Below are 16,846 nucleotides of genomic sequence, written 5' to 3'. Positions count from 1 at the left end.
GGAAAATATACCGTATTATTTAAATTGATGTTCAAATCAAGATCACATCTTTTACTAATTTATAGGTAAACCAATAAATATGGATTTATTATTTCATTTATTGTTTTTTATTTTTGATTTAAATCAATTTTTATAAAGTAACTAACAAAATAAAAATTTGATTTCTAAATATAGATATTTATTTCAAAACTTAAACATGCATAAAAAATACAATTTATATAAATTCATTTCTTGGGTTAATTACATTCGATCATCATGAGCAATATATTTTTCTTAACCTCCCGAATTTTCTTATCTTTCTCTACCTCTAGGCGTGATACTCAGTTACAATTAGATTAAAATTTTGATCCCGTTTGTAGATAGGAGCAGTGTCATGTCCATTTCGGCCAACTCACTCATCAGTGATAGTATCAATTTCTTTAAAAACCAATTGAGTGGCCTCCTCACCATTGTGCTCTTAGCCACCGTGGTAAGCCTTGTCATCTATGCGATGATGATCCCTAGTGAACAGATGATAGGTGTTCTTGCTCAAGCACAAAGTAAAATGATTGAATCTGGTAATTCGGGGTTACAAGACTGGATTCTAAATCTATCTGAAGAAGATAAAAGTAGTATTTTGCGCGTTTCTTTTGGATTGATTCTCTCAGTCACTCTTGGCAGTTTGTTCCTTATTTGTGGCACATTATCCTATATCTCAGGGATGTCTCGTGGCGAAGATATGACAGGGCTTCAAGCGATAACATCATCACTGAACAAAGCGCCTTCTATGTTTCTTCTGTTGGTCGTTTGCTCGCTGCTTATCCAATTAGGCATCACAATTATGGTTCTACCTGGTATCGTGCTAGCCATTGGTTTTTCCTTAGCGCCAGCAATTTTAATGACTGAAAACACCAACCCATTTAGTGCGATGGGAAAAAGCTGGAAATTGGCTTATGCAAATTGGCGTGTCGCTTTACCGATGATTTTAATTTGGATGGCCGTTCAAATGCTTATCAGTGTTCTATTGGGTAACCTTAATATGAATCATATTGCGATTAATGGTATCTCCTTTTTACTCAATAATGTTGTAGCCGCATTTGCTTTAATTTACTTTTATCGTTTATATATGCTAATCACAAAAAATTGATCTCGCTGATAAAAAGGTATCATTTGATACCTTTTTATTTACGTTATTTTTAAACTTTATCTGAGCTAATATTCGTTGGTCTAATTCGATTTTCGCAATCATATTCTAATGAGCCTGGGTCCTTCCCGCTCTCTTGTGTCTTTCTTTCTTCCACACATTTCATTTGAATTTGCTGCTTACTTTGAATTAAACGGATCGCAAAATAAATATCCGGTACCACTAATAAATCATCATCTGAACGGTTGATTTTATTTTGTTCTAACCAACGATTAAGAGAAGTTCTACGCCCAGCTAATACCAAAGTCACCCCTTTCGCCTTCAAAGATGTCACAATATCATTCAATGTGGAAAATACGCTCACATCATTATGCGTAAAGCTGACAGCAGCATCAACAATCACCCAAGCGGGTCTTTTACGTTGATTATCTAAATGTTTATTTAGCCGCTCTTTAAAGTAATTCACATTAAAATAGGTAAGCGGAGAATTGAAACGATAAATTAGGACACCATCAACTTCTTGAATATCATTTTCTGATGTCATCGAGTGCAACATACCATGCTCATCAACGCCTAATAATTGATCTGTTGGCCTAAATATAATTCGGATAAACTGTAATAAACCTAATAAAACGGCTAAGCCTACACCACTAATCAAACCAACTACCAACACTGCGCATAAAGTAAAAACACATAAGAAAAAAGCTTCTCTATTGCGTTTACGCATTGATAAAATACTGCGGAAACTAAGCAAAGAATAAGTTGAAATAATTAAAACCATCCCTAAAGCAGGCATGGGGATATATTCCAATAAATTCATAGAAAAAAGTAAAACAGCTAAGATGGTCAGCGCGGCAACGAGGGAAACCAACTGTGTTTTCCCTCCCATCATATCATTAACTGCTGTACGGCTGCTCGCAGCGCTCACTGCAAAACCTTGACCAAAAGCAGAAGCAATATTTGCCATCCCTAACGCTCTTAATTCTTGGTCTGCATCCACGGTATAGCCATTTTTGCTTGCAAAACTTCGCGCTGTCATCATAAAGCTTACAAAGCTAATCACTGCTAAGTTTAATGATGGAATGACAAGATCTCTGAGTAACCCTGGTGGAAAATCTGGCATAGGTATATAAGGAAGTCCTTCACCTAAATCCCCAACCGTGCTAATGCCATATTGCTCAAGATTAAATAGAATACTGGCTGCTGTAGCCAAAACCATTGCAATTAATAGGGACGGCCACTTACTCCTTACTCGCTTAATCACTAAGGTGATTACCAATGTTGCAATAGCCACTAATAATGTCGGAATATGTGTTTCCATTAGCGCTAATGGAAACGCTATTAAGCGTTCAATAAACCCTGAAGGTAAAGTCGTAATACCAAATATTTTACTGATTTGGCTGACTATAATCGTAAGAGCTACCCCATTTAGTAAACCTTGCAATATCGGCCTCGATAAAAAATCAGCAAAGGTACCTAAACGAAACCTTGCTGCAATCAAACACCAAACCCCAGTCATAAAACTCATGACAATAATCAGTTGCCAACGAACGGTTTCATCCCCCATTGCGAGTGGTGCGACTGCGGCTGCAATTACAGCACATGTTGCGGCATCAGGCCCGATAATCAATTGTTTCGACGTCCCAAATAACGCATAGAAAAACATCGGTAAAATACATGAGTATAATCCGACAATGGCATTCACCCCCATTAATTCGGCATAGGCAATAGCCACTGGCAAAGCAACTGCAGCGACAGACAAACCCGCTTTAATATCAGGACCTAAGTCTGTACGTTGATAGTTAAATAGCGTTTTTAAACCTGGCATCCAGACAAATAGCTTTGCCTTTATCATGGGAGAAAAGTACCTATAAATTAGCAAGTTAAATTATTTTATGTATTACTTATATCCGAACTAATAAAGTTTATCTAGAAGTAAGTCAAATAATCGTAAAATAGTGCAAATATGATTGGTAACAAAACATGTTTATTGGTAAAAAGGTGCAAACTTTTAACAATTAAAGCCAAAATCGGTTAAACTACTCCATTATCTTTACGTTGAGGCGCTGTATTCACTGTTATGAAACAACTTATTGATTTTATTCCTTTGGTAATCTTTTTTATAGTCTATAAAAGATACGATATTTTCTATGCGAGTGGCGCGTTAATGGTTACCACTCCTTTAGCGTTATTAGCAACCTACCTTATTTATAAAAAAGTTGAGAAAGTTGCAAAAATCACCTGTGCAATTGTGATGAGTTTTGCTGCGTTAACCCTTATTTTCCACAGTGATGCATTTATTAAATGGAAAGTCACTATCATCTATGCTGCGTTTGCTGGCGCATTACTCTTTAGCCAATGGTTTACTGAAAAGCCCCTAATTCAGCGCATGTTAGGCAGTAATCAAGAAATAAAATTAGCAGATAGTTATTGGAACAAACTCAATAGTGCATGGGCAATATTCTTTATTTTCTGCGCATTACTGAACATTTATGTTGCTTTCTGGATGGCGCAAGATATTTGGGTAAATTTCAAAGTCTTTGGTCTGACAGCGGGAACATTAATATTTACAGTACTGAGTGTGGTCTATATTTTTAAAAATATGGTTAAAGAGCCTGCAGAAAAACACGAAGAATAATTAAAAATTAGAGTTAAAAACCTGCTAATTGTCTATCGATTAGCAGGTTTTTTTTCTTATTAATAGCGCTTGTCACCAAATGCTTTTTCAATTTTTTTATCTGTATTGTACTGTGATAATGCGTATACCGACCATATGGCAGCGGGTAGCCAACCAATTAACGTGATCTGTAGAATTAAGCAAATGACCCCAGCAAAGGGGCGCCCTATCGTAAAAAATTGCAACCAAGGTAATAATATTGCCAGTAACAATCTCATTTCATACCTCTAAATTAATCAATAAAATTTATATTATTGAGTATAGCCAATTCAATCAATTGACTAAATATAAAAAACACTTCTTGCTTTTTCTTTGCAAAAGTTGATCTTTTTACCAAGAATTAGACGCCGTTTATTAATAATGGGTACCATATTTGTCTTATTTTTGCAGCAATTCAATCAAATAGCTATTATCAATCAATAACTGTATGGTTCAGGTTTACTATTGCATATGTAATTTGTTATAAATGCAAAATCAAAAGTAATAACCCTTTTAATAAGAGTCAGATATGCAATTGCCGAACGGTGAGTTGGTTTTACGTACATTAGCCATGCCCGCAGATACTAATGCGAATGGTGATATTTTTGGTGGCTGGTTAATGTCACAAATGGACATTGGTGGGGCTATCTTAGCAAAAGAAATAGCGCTCGGACGAGTTGTTACTGTGGCAGTTAATGGCATTAAGTTTCAAAAGCCCGTTGCTGTTGGTGATGTTGTTTGCTGCTATGCACGTTGCTTAAAAACAGGAAAAAGCTCAATTACCATTAATATTGAAGTTTGGGTAAAAAAAGTCGCAACGGAGCCTGTTGGGCAACGTTACCGTGCTACTGATGCGGTATTTACTTATGTCGCAGTTAATGATGATAGTACCTCACGTTCATTACCCAAAGAAAAACAACATTTTCAGTTAGCGAGTTCAGATCAAAAAACTAACGAAGCATAAGTTTTTAGCTCCACTCATTATGTAAAAACTAAAAAGCACCATCATTGCTGTGGTGCTTTTTTATACAACCTAATGTTAACCATTAGACTTGGCTAACAGTGCCATCTAATTTGAAATAAATTTCAGTCACGTAGCCTTTTGCAGGTTGCTTTTCAAAAGTCCAACGGTTCATTGCACGTTTAACATCCCGCTCGAATAAACCTTTAGGTGAGGCTTCGACAAATTCAATATTTGTCACTCGTCCACCATCATCAATATCATAACGAACTTTCACATATCCTTCTTTACCTAAGCGACGCGCGCGTTCAGGATAGGAAGGAGCTTGTTTATGCAGAGCCCTCGGGCCGCCTTTCTTAGTCGATTGACTATTACTTGCCCCTGTATTGTTTGCAGTTTTAATTGGACTGTTATTCGTTTTCGGCGCAGTAACGTCTGATTTAAGATTATTCATCGCCAATTGCTTTTCAACTGGCTTAACATCTTCTTTAATTTTTTTCTTTTCTTCCTGTTTTGGCTTAGGCTTTTTCTTTACCTCAGGTTTCTTCTTAGGTAATGCAATAACAGGTTCAACTACCGGTTCGGGTTCAGGTTCTATAACGGGCTCTGGTTCTGGCTCTACCGGTGTTTCAACCTGCTCAACGGGCTCAGAAGCAGGTTCAGGGGCGGCAAAAGCAATCATAGAAATCGTCAATGGTTCAGGGTCTCTGACCAAGTTAGGTTGATTAAAAATCCATGCCATTGCAAGACCCGCATGAATAGATAATGAAACGACGATAATTAAAGTCCAACGCATCCAACGCATATGCAATTTCTACCCTACACCTGTCTACCAAAAAAGAATATGACTGATAGTTTAAATGCAAATAGCAATCATATTCAATAAGGTTTGTCATACAAAGTGAAAAATGTGAGTGTACGCTGTAATAACCTTACTCAATCCATTGGGTAAAAAGCAGGGAATGCCGACGATGGTAAATGTCAATTTTACGCATTGCATAGATGCGCATGTTTCGCCTTGAATGCCCTTCTAGCCAGCGTCTACGGCGACGTAGGGATTGTCTTAACATACGCCAACGCCCTACTTCATGCCTACTACGTCTCATTTAATTGTGTCCTTTTATCGTCTAAAAATTATTAGAAAAAAATATTATATTCCTTTGAAAAAAAGAACCAAGAGGAACTTTTTATGTCATTTCGGTGCACTGCTTTTAATTTCATGATGATAAAATCAATTAACAAAACTATTTTTCCTAACAAATTACTCTATTTCACGAAGCTTTTACTGCAGAATTTTGCTAAATTCTATTAAGTTGATATTTTACTAACAGTTTTTTTAGCTAAACTATCTTTTTTTGAACCTTTTTCTTATCAGTGAGGCATCTGACCCGTTATGGCAACCGTCTATACACTTATGAGTTGGCTTCTGTTCTTCCTATATTGGCTAATTATTGCAGCAATTACAGTCCGCATTTTAGTCAAAAGAAGGCCGGTCACCTCAGCCATGACATGGCTCCTGATCATTTATATTCTGCCATTAGTCGGGATTATTGCCTATGTCGCCTTCGGTGAACTTCACCTCGGTAAACGTCGAGTCGATAAAGCTCATGATATGTGGCCTTCCGTCGCGACATGGTTAGAAAACTTACGAACTTCAAAATATATCTTCGCCACTGATAATAGCCCCGTCGCTGAACCATTATTTCAGTTAGTTGAAAAGCGCCAGGGTATTGCTGGTGTTAAAGGTAATAGAATTCAACTTTTAACTACCTGTGAAGACTCATTAAAAGCGATAGTCAACGACATCAACAATGCCCAGCACTCGATTGAAATGGTCTTCTATATTTGGCAACCGGGTGGTTTAGTCGACGGTGTTACCGAAGCCTTACTTAATGCCGCTAAACGCGGTGTTAAGTGCCGGATTATGGTGGACTCCGCGGGAAGTTGGCATTTTTTCCGTAGCGATTACCCCGAAAAAATGCGTGCTGCAGGTATTGAGTTTGTAGAATCATTAAAAGTTAATTTGATGCGTTTCTTCTTGCGTCGAATGGATTTACGTCAACATCGTAAAATAGTGGTTATCGATAACTATATTTCATATACAGGCAGTATGAATATGGTTGACCCTCGTTATTTTAAACAAGATTCAGGGGTTGGTGAATGGGTTGACATTTTAGTACGTATGGAAGGCCCTGTGAGTACCACATTAGGTATCGTGTATGCTTTTGACTGGGAAATGGAAACCGGCCAACGCGTACTCCCACCACCGCCTGACAGTAATATTATGCCTTTTGAACAAGCGAATGGGCATACAACACAAATTATCGCCTCAGGACCGGGCTTCCCTGATGAGTTGATTCAACAGTCACTGATGACCGCGATGTTCTCTGCGCGCAAACAACTGATCATGACCACCCCTTATTTTGTGCCTAGTGATGACCTTTTGCATGCAATTTGTACAGCAGCAATGCGAGGTGTCGACGTCAGTATTATTATGCCAAGGCAGAATGACTCATTCCTTGTTCGCTGGGCAAGCCGCTCATTTTACAGTGAATTATTAGCTGCTGGTGTTAAGATTTATCAATTTGAAGATGGTTTATTACACACGAAGAGTGTTTTGGTTGATGGCGAGCTTAGCCTTGTTGGTTCAGTAAATCTTGATATGCGCAGTTTATGGCTCAATTTTGAAATAACAGTGGTCATTGATGATAAAAGTTTTGGTAGCGATCTCACGCTAGTTCAGTATGATTATATTGCGCGTTCAACTCGTTTAGAAATTGAAGAATGGGAACAACGTCCGTTCTGGAACCGTGTCGTTGAACGCATTTGCTACTTCTTTAGCCCATTGTTATAAATTAAGTTAATTAGGAAAGGTCATGACTGAAATACAAAATACACCTTTAATCGATGAAGATGACATCATTGAAATGGCTTATGACCTTTTTCTTGAAGGGGCAATGGATAATTTAGAGCCCGCTGACCAATTAATTTTTGCTTTGCAGTTTGAAGAGTTAGGTGCCGCAGAAATTGTTCCTGTTACCCTTAATTGGCAAGAGATGATTACTGAAGAGCTTAATTTAAACCAATTAAGTGAAGTGGTTATTGGGTTAGCTCAAAGCCCTGACGCCGAATTAGACGATATTTTTGCTCGCGTATTAATTAGCCGCCACCCTTCTAAACCGTTTCACCATATTTTTTGGAAGAAATAGTTGATTAAAAGGGACATTTCGTCCCTTTTTCGTCCCTTTTGGATTAATTAAAGTAGAAGCCCCCTAGACACCATTCCCTTTCGCCCATCATGAGAAAACAATCACAATGGGTCAATTTTCAAACAAGACACCGCATGTTTGAAACTCCCTTCTAATAATGGCCTTGTTTTTGCACACTCTTCATCCGCTAATGGGCAACGGGTTCTAAATACGCAACCTGAAGGTGGGTTAATGGGTGATGGCAATTCACCCTCTAAAAGTTCTATTACCTTATTTTTTTCTTTATCGGGATCAGGAACGGGCACTGCTGACATCAATGCGCGTGTATAAGGATGTAAGGGATTATTGTATACCTCATCATAGGTACCAAGCTCTACGGCATGCCCCAAGTACATCACTAAGACACGGTCAGAAATATGCTTAACAACCGCCAAATCGTGCGCGATAAAGATTAGCGATAATTTCATTTCACGTTGTAATTCTTGCAATAAATTAACAACTTGTGCTTGAATTGACACGTCTAATGCAGAAACTGGCTCATCGCAAATCACGAGTTTAGGTTCTAAAATCAATGCTCTTGCGATACCAATACGCTGGCATTGCCCTCCCGAAAACTCATGGGGGTAGCGGTTAATCAAATTTGGTAATAAGCCAACCCGCATCATCATTTTTTTCACTTTTTCTGTGATTTGTGATGGTGGCATTTTAGGATGATAGGTTTTTAATGGCTCAGCGATAATGTCACCGATGGTCATTCGCGGATTAAGCGAAGCCAGTGGATCTTGGAAAATCATTTGAATATCACTGCGAACACTGCGCCACTCTTTATCAGTTTTACCTAATAAATTCTGCCCCAGCCAACTTACTGTACCATCCGTTGCTTTAACTAACCCAATAAGTGCTCGAGCAAAAGTGGATTTACCGCACCCTGATTCCCCGACTACACCTAATGTTTCACCTTCATATAAACGAAGTGTTACGCCATCTACCGCTTTAAGACTTTTGTTTGGTTGCCAAAACCACTGTTTTTTATCTCGAATCTCAAAATGGACTTTAAGGTCATTCACTTCGAGTAAAACTGGCCTATTTTCATGGGTACTCATACCAATTCCTCCAGTGGCTTAAAGCAGGCACGTAACCGCGTTTGACCAAATGTGGTTAATGCAGGTTCTTGGTCAACACATTGCTGAACTGCATATTGGCAACGAGGTGAAAATGGGCAGCCTTTGGGTAAACGTAATAAATTAGGCGGATTGCCGGGAATGGTAGCTAAACTTTCGTCATCACCATCGAGGCGCGGAACAGCAGCTAACAAGCCAAGTGAATATGGATGAGATGGATGATAAAAGATATCCTTCGCAGTACCGTACTCCATCGTGCGTCCTGCATACATCACTAGGACTTTATCACATACCCCTGCGACGACCCCAAGGTCGTGGGTGATCAAAATGATTGCAGTATCAAACTCTTGTTTTAACTCATTGAGCAACGTCATGATTTGCGCTTGTACAGTCACATCAAGTGCTGTCGTGGGTTCGTCAGCAATTAACAGCTTTGGTTGGCATAACAGGGCCATTGCAATCATGACGCGTTGTCTCATTCCTCCTGAAAACTCATGTGGATACATATTCATACGCTTACGTGCTTCAGGCATTTTAACGGCATCTAACATACGAACTGATTCTTCGAAAGCTTCTCTTTTACTCATGCCTTTATGTAACATGAGAACTTCCGACAGCTGTGTACCAATTTTCAAATAAGGGTTCAATGATGTCATTGGGTCTTGAAAAATCATTGAAATCTCTTCCGCTCGCATACGGTTTAATTCTTTTTCTCTTAAATTCAAAATCTCACGGCCATTAAACATGGCAGAGCCATTAATTCTGCCATTTTTGGCGAGTAAGCCCATGAGTGCGAAAGCAGTTTGTGATTTTCCTGAGCCTGATTCACCAACTATGCCAAGCGTTTCCCCCGCACTTAATTCAAAGTTCAATTTGTTTACGGCGGTAACCTCACCATCTTGAGTTGCAAATGTCACACTGAGATCTTTCACGGATAACAGAGGGCTTTTCATTGAGTTATTTAACATATTATTCCCTCTAGCGATCTTTCGGGTCGAGCGCATCTCGTAGCCCGTCACCGATGAAGTTAAAACAAAATAGCGTAATGACTAAGAAACCGGCTGGTATCAGTAGCAACCACGGCGTCACTTCCATTGAGTTCGCCCCATCACTTAATAACGCCCCCCAACTACTTAACGGCTCTTGTGTGCCTAAACCTAAAAAGCTTAAGAATGATTCAAACAAAATCATACTTGGAACTAATAATGACGCGTAAACGACTACTACACCTAAAACGTTAGGTACAATATGACGTAGAATAATCTGCCGCGTACTAACACCACAAACAAGCGCTGCCTCAATAAATTCCTTACGCTTTAATCCGAGTGTTTGTCCGCGAACAATACGCGCCATATCCAACCAAGACACCATTCCTATCGCCACAAATATCAGTAAAATATTGGTCCCAAACAACGTGACAAGGAGGATCACAAAAAACATAAATGGGAAGGAATTTAAAATTTCTAATATACGCATCATGATGGAATCCACTTTTCCACCCACATAACCCGCTAATGAACCGTATAAAGTGCCTACCACGACTGCGACTAAGGCTGCGGCAACTCCCACCATTAAGGAAATTCGCCCACCTATCGCGACACGCACTAATAGGTCTCGGCCTGAAGCATCCGTACCAAAATAATGCCCGGTTGCCATATCCGGTGGCATTGACATCATTTCCCAATCGGTGTCGTCGTACAAAAAAGGCGACATCATAGGAGCAAAAATCACAAATAGAGTAATTAACAACAATACGCATAAGCTAAATATTGCCGCACGGTTGTGCATAAAACGGCGCCTTGCATCTTGCCATAAACTGCGCCCTTCAATATCTAGCTGCTCTGAAAAGTTTGCCAGAGCTTCACTATTTTTTTGGTTCGATAGCATCGTGTTTCTCCGACTTAATAACGAATTTTAGGGTCAATAACTGCGTACAAAACATCGACAATCGCATTAAACGTAATTGTCAGTACCCCAACTAAAATTGTTAAACTCAATACCAGTGAGTAATCACGATTAAGTGCGCCGTTAACAAAGAGCTGACCGATCCCCGGTAACCCAAAAATAGTTTCAATTACCATCGAGCCAGTAATAATCCCCACAAAAGCGGGACCCATATAGGAAAGCACAGGAAGCAACGCTGGTTTAAGCGCATGGCGTAAAATGATAGTTCTTAGTGGTAACCCTTTAGCACGTGCAGTACGAATAAAATTAGAATGCATAATTTCGATCATCGAACCGCGTGTAATACGGGAAATACTTGCAATATAAGCAAGTGAAAGTGCAACCATTGGTAGCACCATGTGTTTTAGGTTTCCACCATCCCACCCACCACCAGGGAACCATTTCAAATGAATGGCAAAAATCAGCACCAATAAAGGTGCCACAACAAAGCTTGGGATAACAACCCCCGTCATGGCAAACCCCATGACTGTAAAGTCCCATTTGGTATTTTGGTTGAGTGCGGCTATCACCCCTGCAGAGACCCCAAATAGAACAGCAACAATGAATGCCGTTGCCCCTAATTTTGCAGAAACAGGAAATGCTTTAGCCACTAAATCATTAACACTGTAGTCCTTGTATTTAAATGATGGGCCAAAGTCACCTTTGGAAAGCTGAATTAAATAATTAAAATACTGCTTATACATGGGATCATTTAAATGATATTTAGCTTCAATATTTGCCATCACTTCCGGTGGCAATTTCCGTTCACCCGTAAACGGGCTCCCTGGGGCTAATCGCATCATAAAAAATGAAATGGTAATCAGAACCAAAAGAGTCGGAATGGCTTCTAACAACCGACGAATAATAAATTTCAACATCGCTCTTTCCTACTTCTATTGCCTAAATAGGCGAACATCTGGCTCCAATAAATGGAGCCAGAACAACTATATTAGTGTTTAATAATGTACAGATCTTTAGTATGCAGGTTATCTAATGGGTCTTTGCCACTATACCCCCCCACATAAGGTTTCACTAAACGCGTATTAACATAGTAGTAAAGAGGAACAATACCTGAGTCTTTATCGAGTAATTTTTCGGCTTGTTGATAGAGTTCAGCACGTTCATCATCCGTTTTGACTTGCAATGTTTTTTTCATCACTGCATCAAAATCTGTATTTTTATAATGAACAGTATTATTACTGCTGTAGGAAAGTAACATATTGAGGAAAGATGAAGGTTCGTTATAATCCGCACACCAGCCTGCGCGGGCCACATCATAGTTACCTTGATGTCGGCTATCTAAGAATGTTTTCCATTCTTGATTTTCTAGTTTCACTTCTGCGCCAATATTTTTCTTCCACATAGAAGAAGCGGCGATGGCAATACGCTTATGTAAGTCTGAAGTATTATACAATAAATTGAATTTTAGAGGGTTGGCTTTGTTATATCCCGCCTCTTCTAGCAGCTGTTTCGCTTTTTCGTTACGCTGCTCTTGGGTCATATTCGCATACCAATCCGGTTTTTCTGTTTTCATTCCACTGGTAAATGGTGGAGTGAATCCATACGCAGGAATATCCCCTTGGGCTTTGACTTTATACGTAATCGTATCTCTATCCATAGATAGTTTTAATGCTTCACGAACACGAGGGTCATTAAATGGCGGTTTTTCATTATTAATTTCATAATAATAAATACATAGATATGGGTTCACACGTAACTCATTTGGCATGTTTTGTTGTAAACTTTTGAACTGCTCAATAGGTAAGTTACTGTATGTCATATCAATTTCGCCACTGCGGTAGCGGTTTACATCAGTGACTTCTGAAGAAATCGGTAAAAAAGTCACTTGGTCAATAATGGTATTCGCATTATCCCAATAGCTTGGGCTACGCTCTAATACAATACGTTCGTTTACCGTCCAATCCTTTAATTTATATGCTCCATTACCTACAAAGTTTTGTGGTTGCGTCCACTTAGCACCATGTTGCTCAATGACTTTTTTATTGACTGGCGACATGGATGAGTGAGCTAATAATTTAGGAATATAAGGAACGGCTTCACTCAGTGTAATAACTAAAGTTTTGTCATCAAGAGCTTTAATACCAAGTTCTTCAGGTTTTTTCTTCCCAGCGATAACATCGTCAATATTACTAATATGGGCATATTGTAAATAGCTTGCATAAGGCGATGCAGTATCAGGGTCAGCCAATCGTCGCCAACTATACACAAAATCTTCTGCCGTGACAGGGTCACCATTAGACCATTTCGCGCCATCGCGAATTTTAAATGTCCATTCTGTAAAATCTTTATTTTTCCAGCTTGTTGCCGAGCCAGGTAAAATTTCGCCATCAGGCCCCACTATTGTGATCCCTTCGAAAAGGTCTCTTGCTAAAGCAGATTCCGGTACCCCTTCTATTTTATGAGGGTCTAACGATTGCGGCTCAGAACCGTTGTTGCGAACCATCACTTGCTTTTCAGCCAGTTCAACGCCCGCAGGAACCGTTGCTGCAAAACTTGTTGCTATAGAGCCCATTGCCAGCCCAGCCGTTACACTAAGCGCAATAATCGATTTATTGATTAACTTACTCATCTTATCGGTTACTCCCATACATAATTATTATGATTGTGTGTTGATACATGTTCACCCAGTAGATGAACACTTTTTATAATTATTTAGATATTATTAATTAGGTTCACTTATATATAACCGTTTAATATCCGTATAATCAAGAGGGTCATTACCTTTAAATCCACGAACACTCGGTTTTATCATTCGAGCACTGACGCGATAATAAACAGGAACAATAGCCGAATCATTGTCTAGCAAGGCTTCCGCTTGCTGGTAAATTGTATGGCGAGATGAAGAGTCCGGTGCTGTTAGCGCTTGCTCAAGCAAGGCATCAAACGCTGGATTATTATAAAAAGTGGTATTATTACTATTTTGAGACAGCATCATGTTCAAAAATGCGGTTGGCTCGTTGTAATCGGCACACCACGTTGCTCTGGCAACATCATAATTTCCTTCATGGCGGCTTTGTAATGATGTTTTCCATTCTTGGTTTTGCAGCGTCACTTGCGCACCAATATTTTTCTGCCACATGGACGCCGCAACAATAGCTTGCTGCTTATTTTGATCTGATGTGTTGTACAGTAAAGCAAATTTCAATGGGTTTTCTTTAGTATATCCGGCCTCAGCAAGCAAATCTTTAGCACGTTGATAACGTTGTTCTGCTGATAAATTTGCCCATTCCGGTAAGGTAAAATTACCATTATTAATAAAACTTGGCGTAAAGCCATAAGCGACTTTTTGCCCTTGAGCGATAATTTTATTGGTTATTGTTTCTCTATCTAATCCTAACTTTATTGCTTCACGCACTCTTGGATCATTAAACGGGGCTTTTTGATTATTTATCTCATAATAGAACGTGCACAAATAAGGCCGAACATACAATTCATTCGGCCTCTCTTGCTGCATTTTTTTATATAAAACAGGTGGGATTGCAGAGTTAGAAATATCAATTTCACCACTACGGTAACGGTTAATATCACTCACTTCGGAGCTAATCGCTAAAAAGGTCGCTTGCTCAATACGGCTATTTTGGTTATCCCAATAAAATGGATTTCGTTTGATAACAATACGTTCATTTACTACCCAGTTATCCAATACGTATGCCCCATTTCCAATAAAATTCTTGGGTTGGGTCCATTTATCACCATGTCGTTGAATTGCTGACTTATTCACGGGCTTCATAGACGTATGAGAAAGCATATCAACGAAATAAGGCACTGGGTGGCTCAACGTAACTTGTAAATGTTGCGGGTCAAGTGCTTTCACACCCAGCGCTGTTGCCGGCATTTTTCCCGCTAAAATCGCATCTGCATTTAAAATATACGCATTTTGTAAATAACTGGAGTATGGGGAGCCAGTATTTGGGTCAGATAAACGTTGCCAGCTATACACAAAATCTTCAGCGGTTACAGGAGTCCCATCACTCCACTTTGCATCTTCCCGCAAAGTAAAAGTCCACGTAGTGAAATTTTCATTACTCCAACTTTTAGCAACCCCAGGAACTGCTTTACCGTCTATATCGGTATACACTAAACCTTCTAATAAATTTAATATCACATTGCCTTCTGGAACCCCTTCCACTTTGTGGGGGTCTAGTGATGTCACTTCTGAGCCATTGTTAATTGTAATAACCTGTTTTACTTTTTCCGTGGCGCTAGCCTGTAATGTAACAACTAATAAAGAAAGTACACCAAAACCAAGTGTTGATTTGAACATTCTATCCCTCATGATTCATCAATAGCGCTATAACCTCATTTGCAGCCATCTTTACGCTGATATTTAAGCCCTGGTACCGCTATTTCCTTATGGGCAATCCACTTCATGAACTCAAACAATTAAAACAATTAATTAACATTGATCAGTTAAAAATTTTAAGTAAATTTTAAAAAAATCGACGTGAAATTTTAATTTTTCTTATATTTCAATACACTAAAATCAATTTGGCTATCCACCATAAAATAACCTCCAAGCTCATTTCCAAACATATCATTAACAAACACCAATTAGAATAGTGAATAAATTTACGTAGCTCACAATTCCTTACTTTTTATCCCTGTTTTAGCAAAAAATGCCACATATAATTACAGGTATCATTTTTTTTATGTGTGATTATTAATAGCTAAAGTTTTATTAAGCCATTTAAGAAAGAGAAATGTGCTATCTGTATAGCAAAATTGATGTGTGTAATATGAGGTAATTAGCGGCAGGTATGGCTGCAAATAGATATAGTTTGCAGCCATTAAAAGAAAAGAGATTAGATTACAATAAGCCCGGGAATATGGCCTTAACACCTGTCACAATAAACTCTATACCCAATGACATCAGTAATAGACCCATGATACGCGTTACTACGTTGATCCCTGTTTGACCTAAGTAACGAACCAATAAAGACGCTGAGCGGAATAATAACCAACAACAAAAGGCAAATGCGATACTCGTCAACGCTAAGCCTAAAAAGTTTTGCCACCCATGCCAGCGAGATGACCAAACAATACAAGAACTTATTGCACCAGGCCCTGCCATTAGGGGTAAAGCCAAAGGCACAACACCAATGCTATCTCTAACCGCAGTTTCTGTTTTTTCTTGTTTATTTTGTTTGTCTTCCCCAATTTTACCGCTGATCATTGACATCGCTATTGTGACGATCAAGATCCCACCAGCAATACGGAAAGAATCAATTGAGATACCAAACAATTGCAATATTGAGTCACCAATTAATAATGATGTACATAAAATGATAGCAACTGATGTATTTGCAATAGTATTGGTTTTATTTCTCCCCGCATTACTTTGATAGTTTGTCATACTAATAAACACAGGCAATATGCCAACTGGGTTTACGAGTGCAAACAAACCAATAAAAAATTTAATATATCCCGATAAATCAAGTAATGCGCTACTCACCCATTCATTTCCTTAAGCAGTTCTCTTTAGAGATTTATTGATATCTTTTATAATTTTACCACCGATGTCATTAATTTCCTTGAGCAAAACAATATTTTCTTTAACTTGCTAAATTTGCTTAGTATTTAGTTAGATATACATAAATTATCTGCACAAGTTGTTTTGATAATATTAAATTAAGTAATAGATGAACAACATTTATTCAACTTGTGCATAAATACACGTGCTGAAAGGAGTCAGCTTGACATTTTCGTGACCTAGATCACTTTATTTAATTACCGTTTTGTTAATCTACTCTTAACTGATAGACAGAGCTAATTAGGATATTAACTCAGTACGGAATAAGGTTTTTAAGCCAA

At 38.6% G+C, this 16,846-nt stretch carries 16 protein-coding genes; 5 read left to right on the top strand and 11 right to left on the bottom strand.

The features are described from left to right. The first annotated feature begins 373 nt into the window (after positions 1-373). Positions 374-1,126 carry a YciC family protein gene (locus M1F17_RS10330; protein WP_096863786.1) on the top strand — a complete coding sequence of 251 codons (753 nt, stop codon included), beginning with the start codon at positions 374-376 and terminating at the stop codon, positions 1,124-1,126. 49 nt (positions 1,127-1,175) lie between these two features. Here the strand turns inward: M1F17_RS10330 and M1F17_RS10325 are convergent, their stop codons facing one another. Then, entirely contained in the window at positions 1,176-2,978 is a 1,803-nt protein-coding gene (locus M1F17_RS10325; RefSeq protein WP_318836961.1) for a SulP family inorganic anion transporter, read from the bottom strand. A gap of 225 nt (positions 2,979-3,203) precedes the next feature. Between M1F17_RS10325 and M1F17_RS10320 the strand changes: the two genes are divergently transcribed. Continuing rightward, entirely contained in the window at positions 3,204-3,761 is a 558-nt protein-coding gene (locus M1F17_RS10320; protein ID WP_004254142.1) for a septation protein A, read from the top strand. Positions 3,762-3,820: 59 nt separating this feature from the next. On the opposite strand, the gene M1F17_RS10315 is transcribed toward M1F17_RS10320, so the two are convergent. Beyond that, complete coding sequence (locus M1F17_RS10315; RefSeq protein ID WP_004254139.1) at positions 3,821-4,018, bottom strand: YqaE/Pmp3 family membrane protein; 198 nt, start codon at positions 4,016-4,018, stop codon at positions 3,821-3,823. 290 nt (positions 4,019-4,308) lie between these two features. On the opposite strand from M1F17_RS10315, the gene yciA reads away from it, so the two are divergent. Further along, the gene (gene yciA / locus M1F17_RS10310) at positions 4,309-4,743 is read left to right on the top strand and encodes an acyl-CoA thioester hydrolase YciA (protein WP_004254136.1); all 435 of its coding nucleotides are present in this window, start codon (positions 4,309-4,311) and stop codon (positions 4,741-4,743) included. An 82-nt stretch (positions 4,744-4,825) separates the two neighbouring features. Here the strand turns inward: yciA and M1F17_RS10305 are convergent, their stop codons facing one another. Together M1F17_RS10305 and M1F17_RS10300 are read right to left on the bottom strand one after the other, a co-directional pair. Continuing rightward, positions 4,826-5,545, bottom strand: a complete 720-nt coding sequence (locus M1F17_RS10305; protein ID WP_036957695.1) for a TonB family protein — start codon at positions 5,543-5,545, stop codon at positions 4,826-4,828. Positions 5,546-5,672: 127 nt separating this feature from the next. Continuing rightward, positions 5,673-5,846 (bottom strand): YciY family protein, encoded by a 174-nt coding sequence (locus M1F17_RS10300; RefSeq protein ID WP_004254127.1) that lies wholly within the window; start codon positions 5,844-5,846, stop codon positions 5,673-5,675. Positions 5,847-6,133: 287 nt separating this feature from the next. Here M1F17_RS10300 and cls point away from each other — a divergent pair, with 287 nt between their 5' ends. Beyond that, a complete protein-coding gene (gene cls, locus M1F17_RS10295) occupies positions 6,134-7,594 on the top strand; it encodes a cardiolipin synthase (protein ID WP_318836960.1) in 1,461 nt (486 codons plus the stop codon). 22 nt (positions 7,595-7,616) lie between these two features. Continuing rightward, positions 7,617-7,949, top strand: a complete 333-nt coding sequence (locus M1F17_RS10290) for an HI1450 family dsDNA-mimic protein (RefSeq protein ID WP_004254123.1) — start codon at positions 7,617-7,619, stop codon at positions 7,947-7,949. Positions 7,950-8,050: 101 nt separating this feature from the next. Here the strand turns inward: M1F17_RS10290 and oppF are convergent, their stop codons facing one another. The 7 genes from oppF to M1F17_RS10255 form a co-directional block, all read right to left on the bottom strand. Further along, positions 8,051-9,052 (bottom strand): murein tripeptide/oligopeptide ABC transporter ATP binding protein OppF, encoded by a 1,002-nt coding sequence (oppF, locus tag M1F17_RS10285; RefSeq protein ID WP_004254119.1) that lies wholly within the window; start codon positions 9,050-9,052, stop codon positions 8,051-8,053. After that, positions 9,049-10,038, bottom strand: a complete 990-nt coding sequence (locus M1F17_RS10280) for an ABC transporter ATP-binding protein (protein ID WP_036957694.1) — start codon at positions 10,036-10,038, stop codon at positions 9,049-9,051. Before M1F17_RS10280 ends, oppF begins: the two co-directional genes overlap by 4 nt. A 10-nt stretch (positions 10,039-10,048) precedes the next feature. Further along, entirely contained in the window at positions 10,049-10,957 is a 909-nt protein-coding gene (gene oppC / locus M1F17_RS10275; RefSeq protein ID WP_004254117.1) for an oligopeptide ABC transporter permease OppC, read from the bottom strand. A 14-nt stretch (positions 10,958-10,971) separates the two neighbouring features. After that, positions 10,972-11,892 carry an oligopeptide ABC transporter permease OppB gene (gene oppB / locus M1F17_RS10270; protein ID WP_094960523.1) on the bottom strand — a complete coding sequence of 307 codons (921 nt, stop codon included), beginning with the start codon at positions 11,890-11,892 and terminating at the stop codon, positions 10,972-10,974. A 71-nt stretch (positions 11,893-11,963) separates the two neighbouring features. Next, positions 11,964-13,604 (bottom strand): oligopeptide ABC transporter substrate-binding protein OppA, encoded by a 1,641-nt coding sequence (gene oppA, locus M1F17_RS10265; RefSeq protein WP_318836959.1) that lies wholly within the window; start codon positions 13,602-13,604, stop codon positions 11,964-11,966. A 93-nt stretch (positions 13,605-13,697) separates the two neighbouring features. Then, complete coding sequence (locus M1F17_RS10260; RefSeq protein WP_144141294.1) at positions 13,698-15,311, bottom strand: ABC transporter substrate-binding protein; 1,614 nt, start codon at positions 15,309-15,311, stop codon at positions 13,698-13,700. 531 nt (positions 15,312-15,842) lie between these two features. Continuing rightward, on the bottom strand, positions 15,843-16,487 hold the full coding sequence (locus M1F17_RS10255) for a YchE family NAAT transporter (RefSeq protein WP_004254112.1): 645 nt from the start codon (positions 16,485-16,487) through the stop codon (positions 15,843-15,845). Positions 16,488-16,846 lie beyond the last annotated feature (359 nt).

This window comes from Providencia sp. PROV073, assembly GCF_033688125.1.
GTDB classification, from domain to species: domain Bacteria; phylum Pseudomonadota; class Gammaproteobacteria; order Enterobacterales; family Enterobacteriaceae; genus Providencia; species Providencia hangzhouensis.
Note: the sequence above shows the minus strand (reverse complement) of the source record. Positions and strands in the feature narration are given on the sequence as shown.

Excerpts from the sequence above, each read along its gene's own strand:
- oppF (WP_004254119.1), bottom strand. The coding sequence starts at position 9,052 with ATGAGTACCCATGAAAATAGGCCAGTTTTACTCGAAGTGAATGACCTT.
- M1F17_RS10315 (WP_004254139.1), bottom strand. The coding sequence starts at position 4,018 with ATGAGATTGTTACTGGCAATATTATTACCTTGGTTGCAATTTTTTACG.
- M1F17_RS10290 (WP_004254123.1), top strand. The coding sequence starts at position 7,617 with ATGACTGAAATACAAAATACACCTTTAATCGATGAAGATGACATCATT.
- oppB (WP_094960523.1), bottom strand. The coding sequence starts at position 11,892 with ATGTTGAAATTTATTATTCGTCGGTTGTTAGAAGCCATTCCGACTCTT.
- cls (WP_318836960.1), top strand. The coding sequence starts at position 6,134 with ATGGCAACCGTCTATACACTTATGAGTTGGCTTCTGTTCTTCCTATAT.
- yciA (WP_004254136.1), top strand. The coding sequence starts at position 4,309 with ATGCAATTGCCGAACGGTGAGTTGGTTTTACGTACATTAGCCATGCCC.
- M1F17_RS10325 (WP_318836961.1), bottom strand. The coding sequence starts at position 2,978 with ATGATAAAGGCAAAGCTATTTGTCTGGATGCCAGGTTTAAAAACGCTA.
- M1F17_RS10300 (WP_004254127.1), bottom strand. The coding sequence starts at position 5,846 with ATGAGACGTAGTAGGCATGAAGTAGGGCGTTGGCGTATGTTAAGACAA.
- M1F17_RS10330 (WP_096863786.1), top strand. The coding sequence starts at position 374 with ATGTCCATTTCGGCCAACTCACTCATCAGTGATAGTATCAATTTCTTT.
- M1F17_RS10305 (WP_036957695.1), bottom strand. The coding sequence starts at position 5,545 with ATGCGTTGGATGCGTTGGACTTTAATTATCGTCGTTTCATTATCTATT.
- oppA (WP_318836959.1), bottom strand. The coding sequence starts at position 13,604 with ATGAGTAAGTTAATCAATAAATCGATTATTGCGCTTAGTGTAACGGCT.
- oppC (WP_004254117.1), bottom strand. The coding sequence starts at position 10,957 with ATGCTATCGAACCAAAAAAATAGTGAAGCTCTGGCAAACTTTTCAGAG.
- M1F17_RS10320 (WP_004254142.1), top strand. The coding sequence starts at position 3,204 with ATGAAACAACTTATTGATTTTATTCCTTTGGTAATCTTTTTTATAGTC.
- M1F17_RS10260 (WP_144141294.1), bottom strand. The coding sequence starts at position 15,311 with ATGAGGGATAGAATGTTCAAATCAACACTTGGTTTTGGTGTACTTTCT.
- M1F17_RS10280 (WP_036957694.1), bottom strand. The coding sequence starts at position 10,038 with ATGTTAAATAACTCAATGAAAAGCCCTCTGTTATCCGTGAAAGATCTC.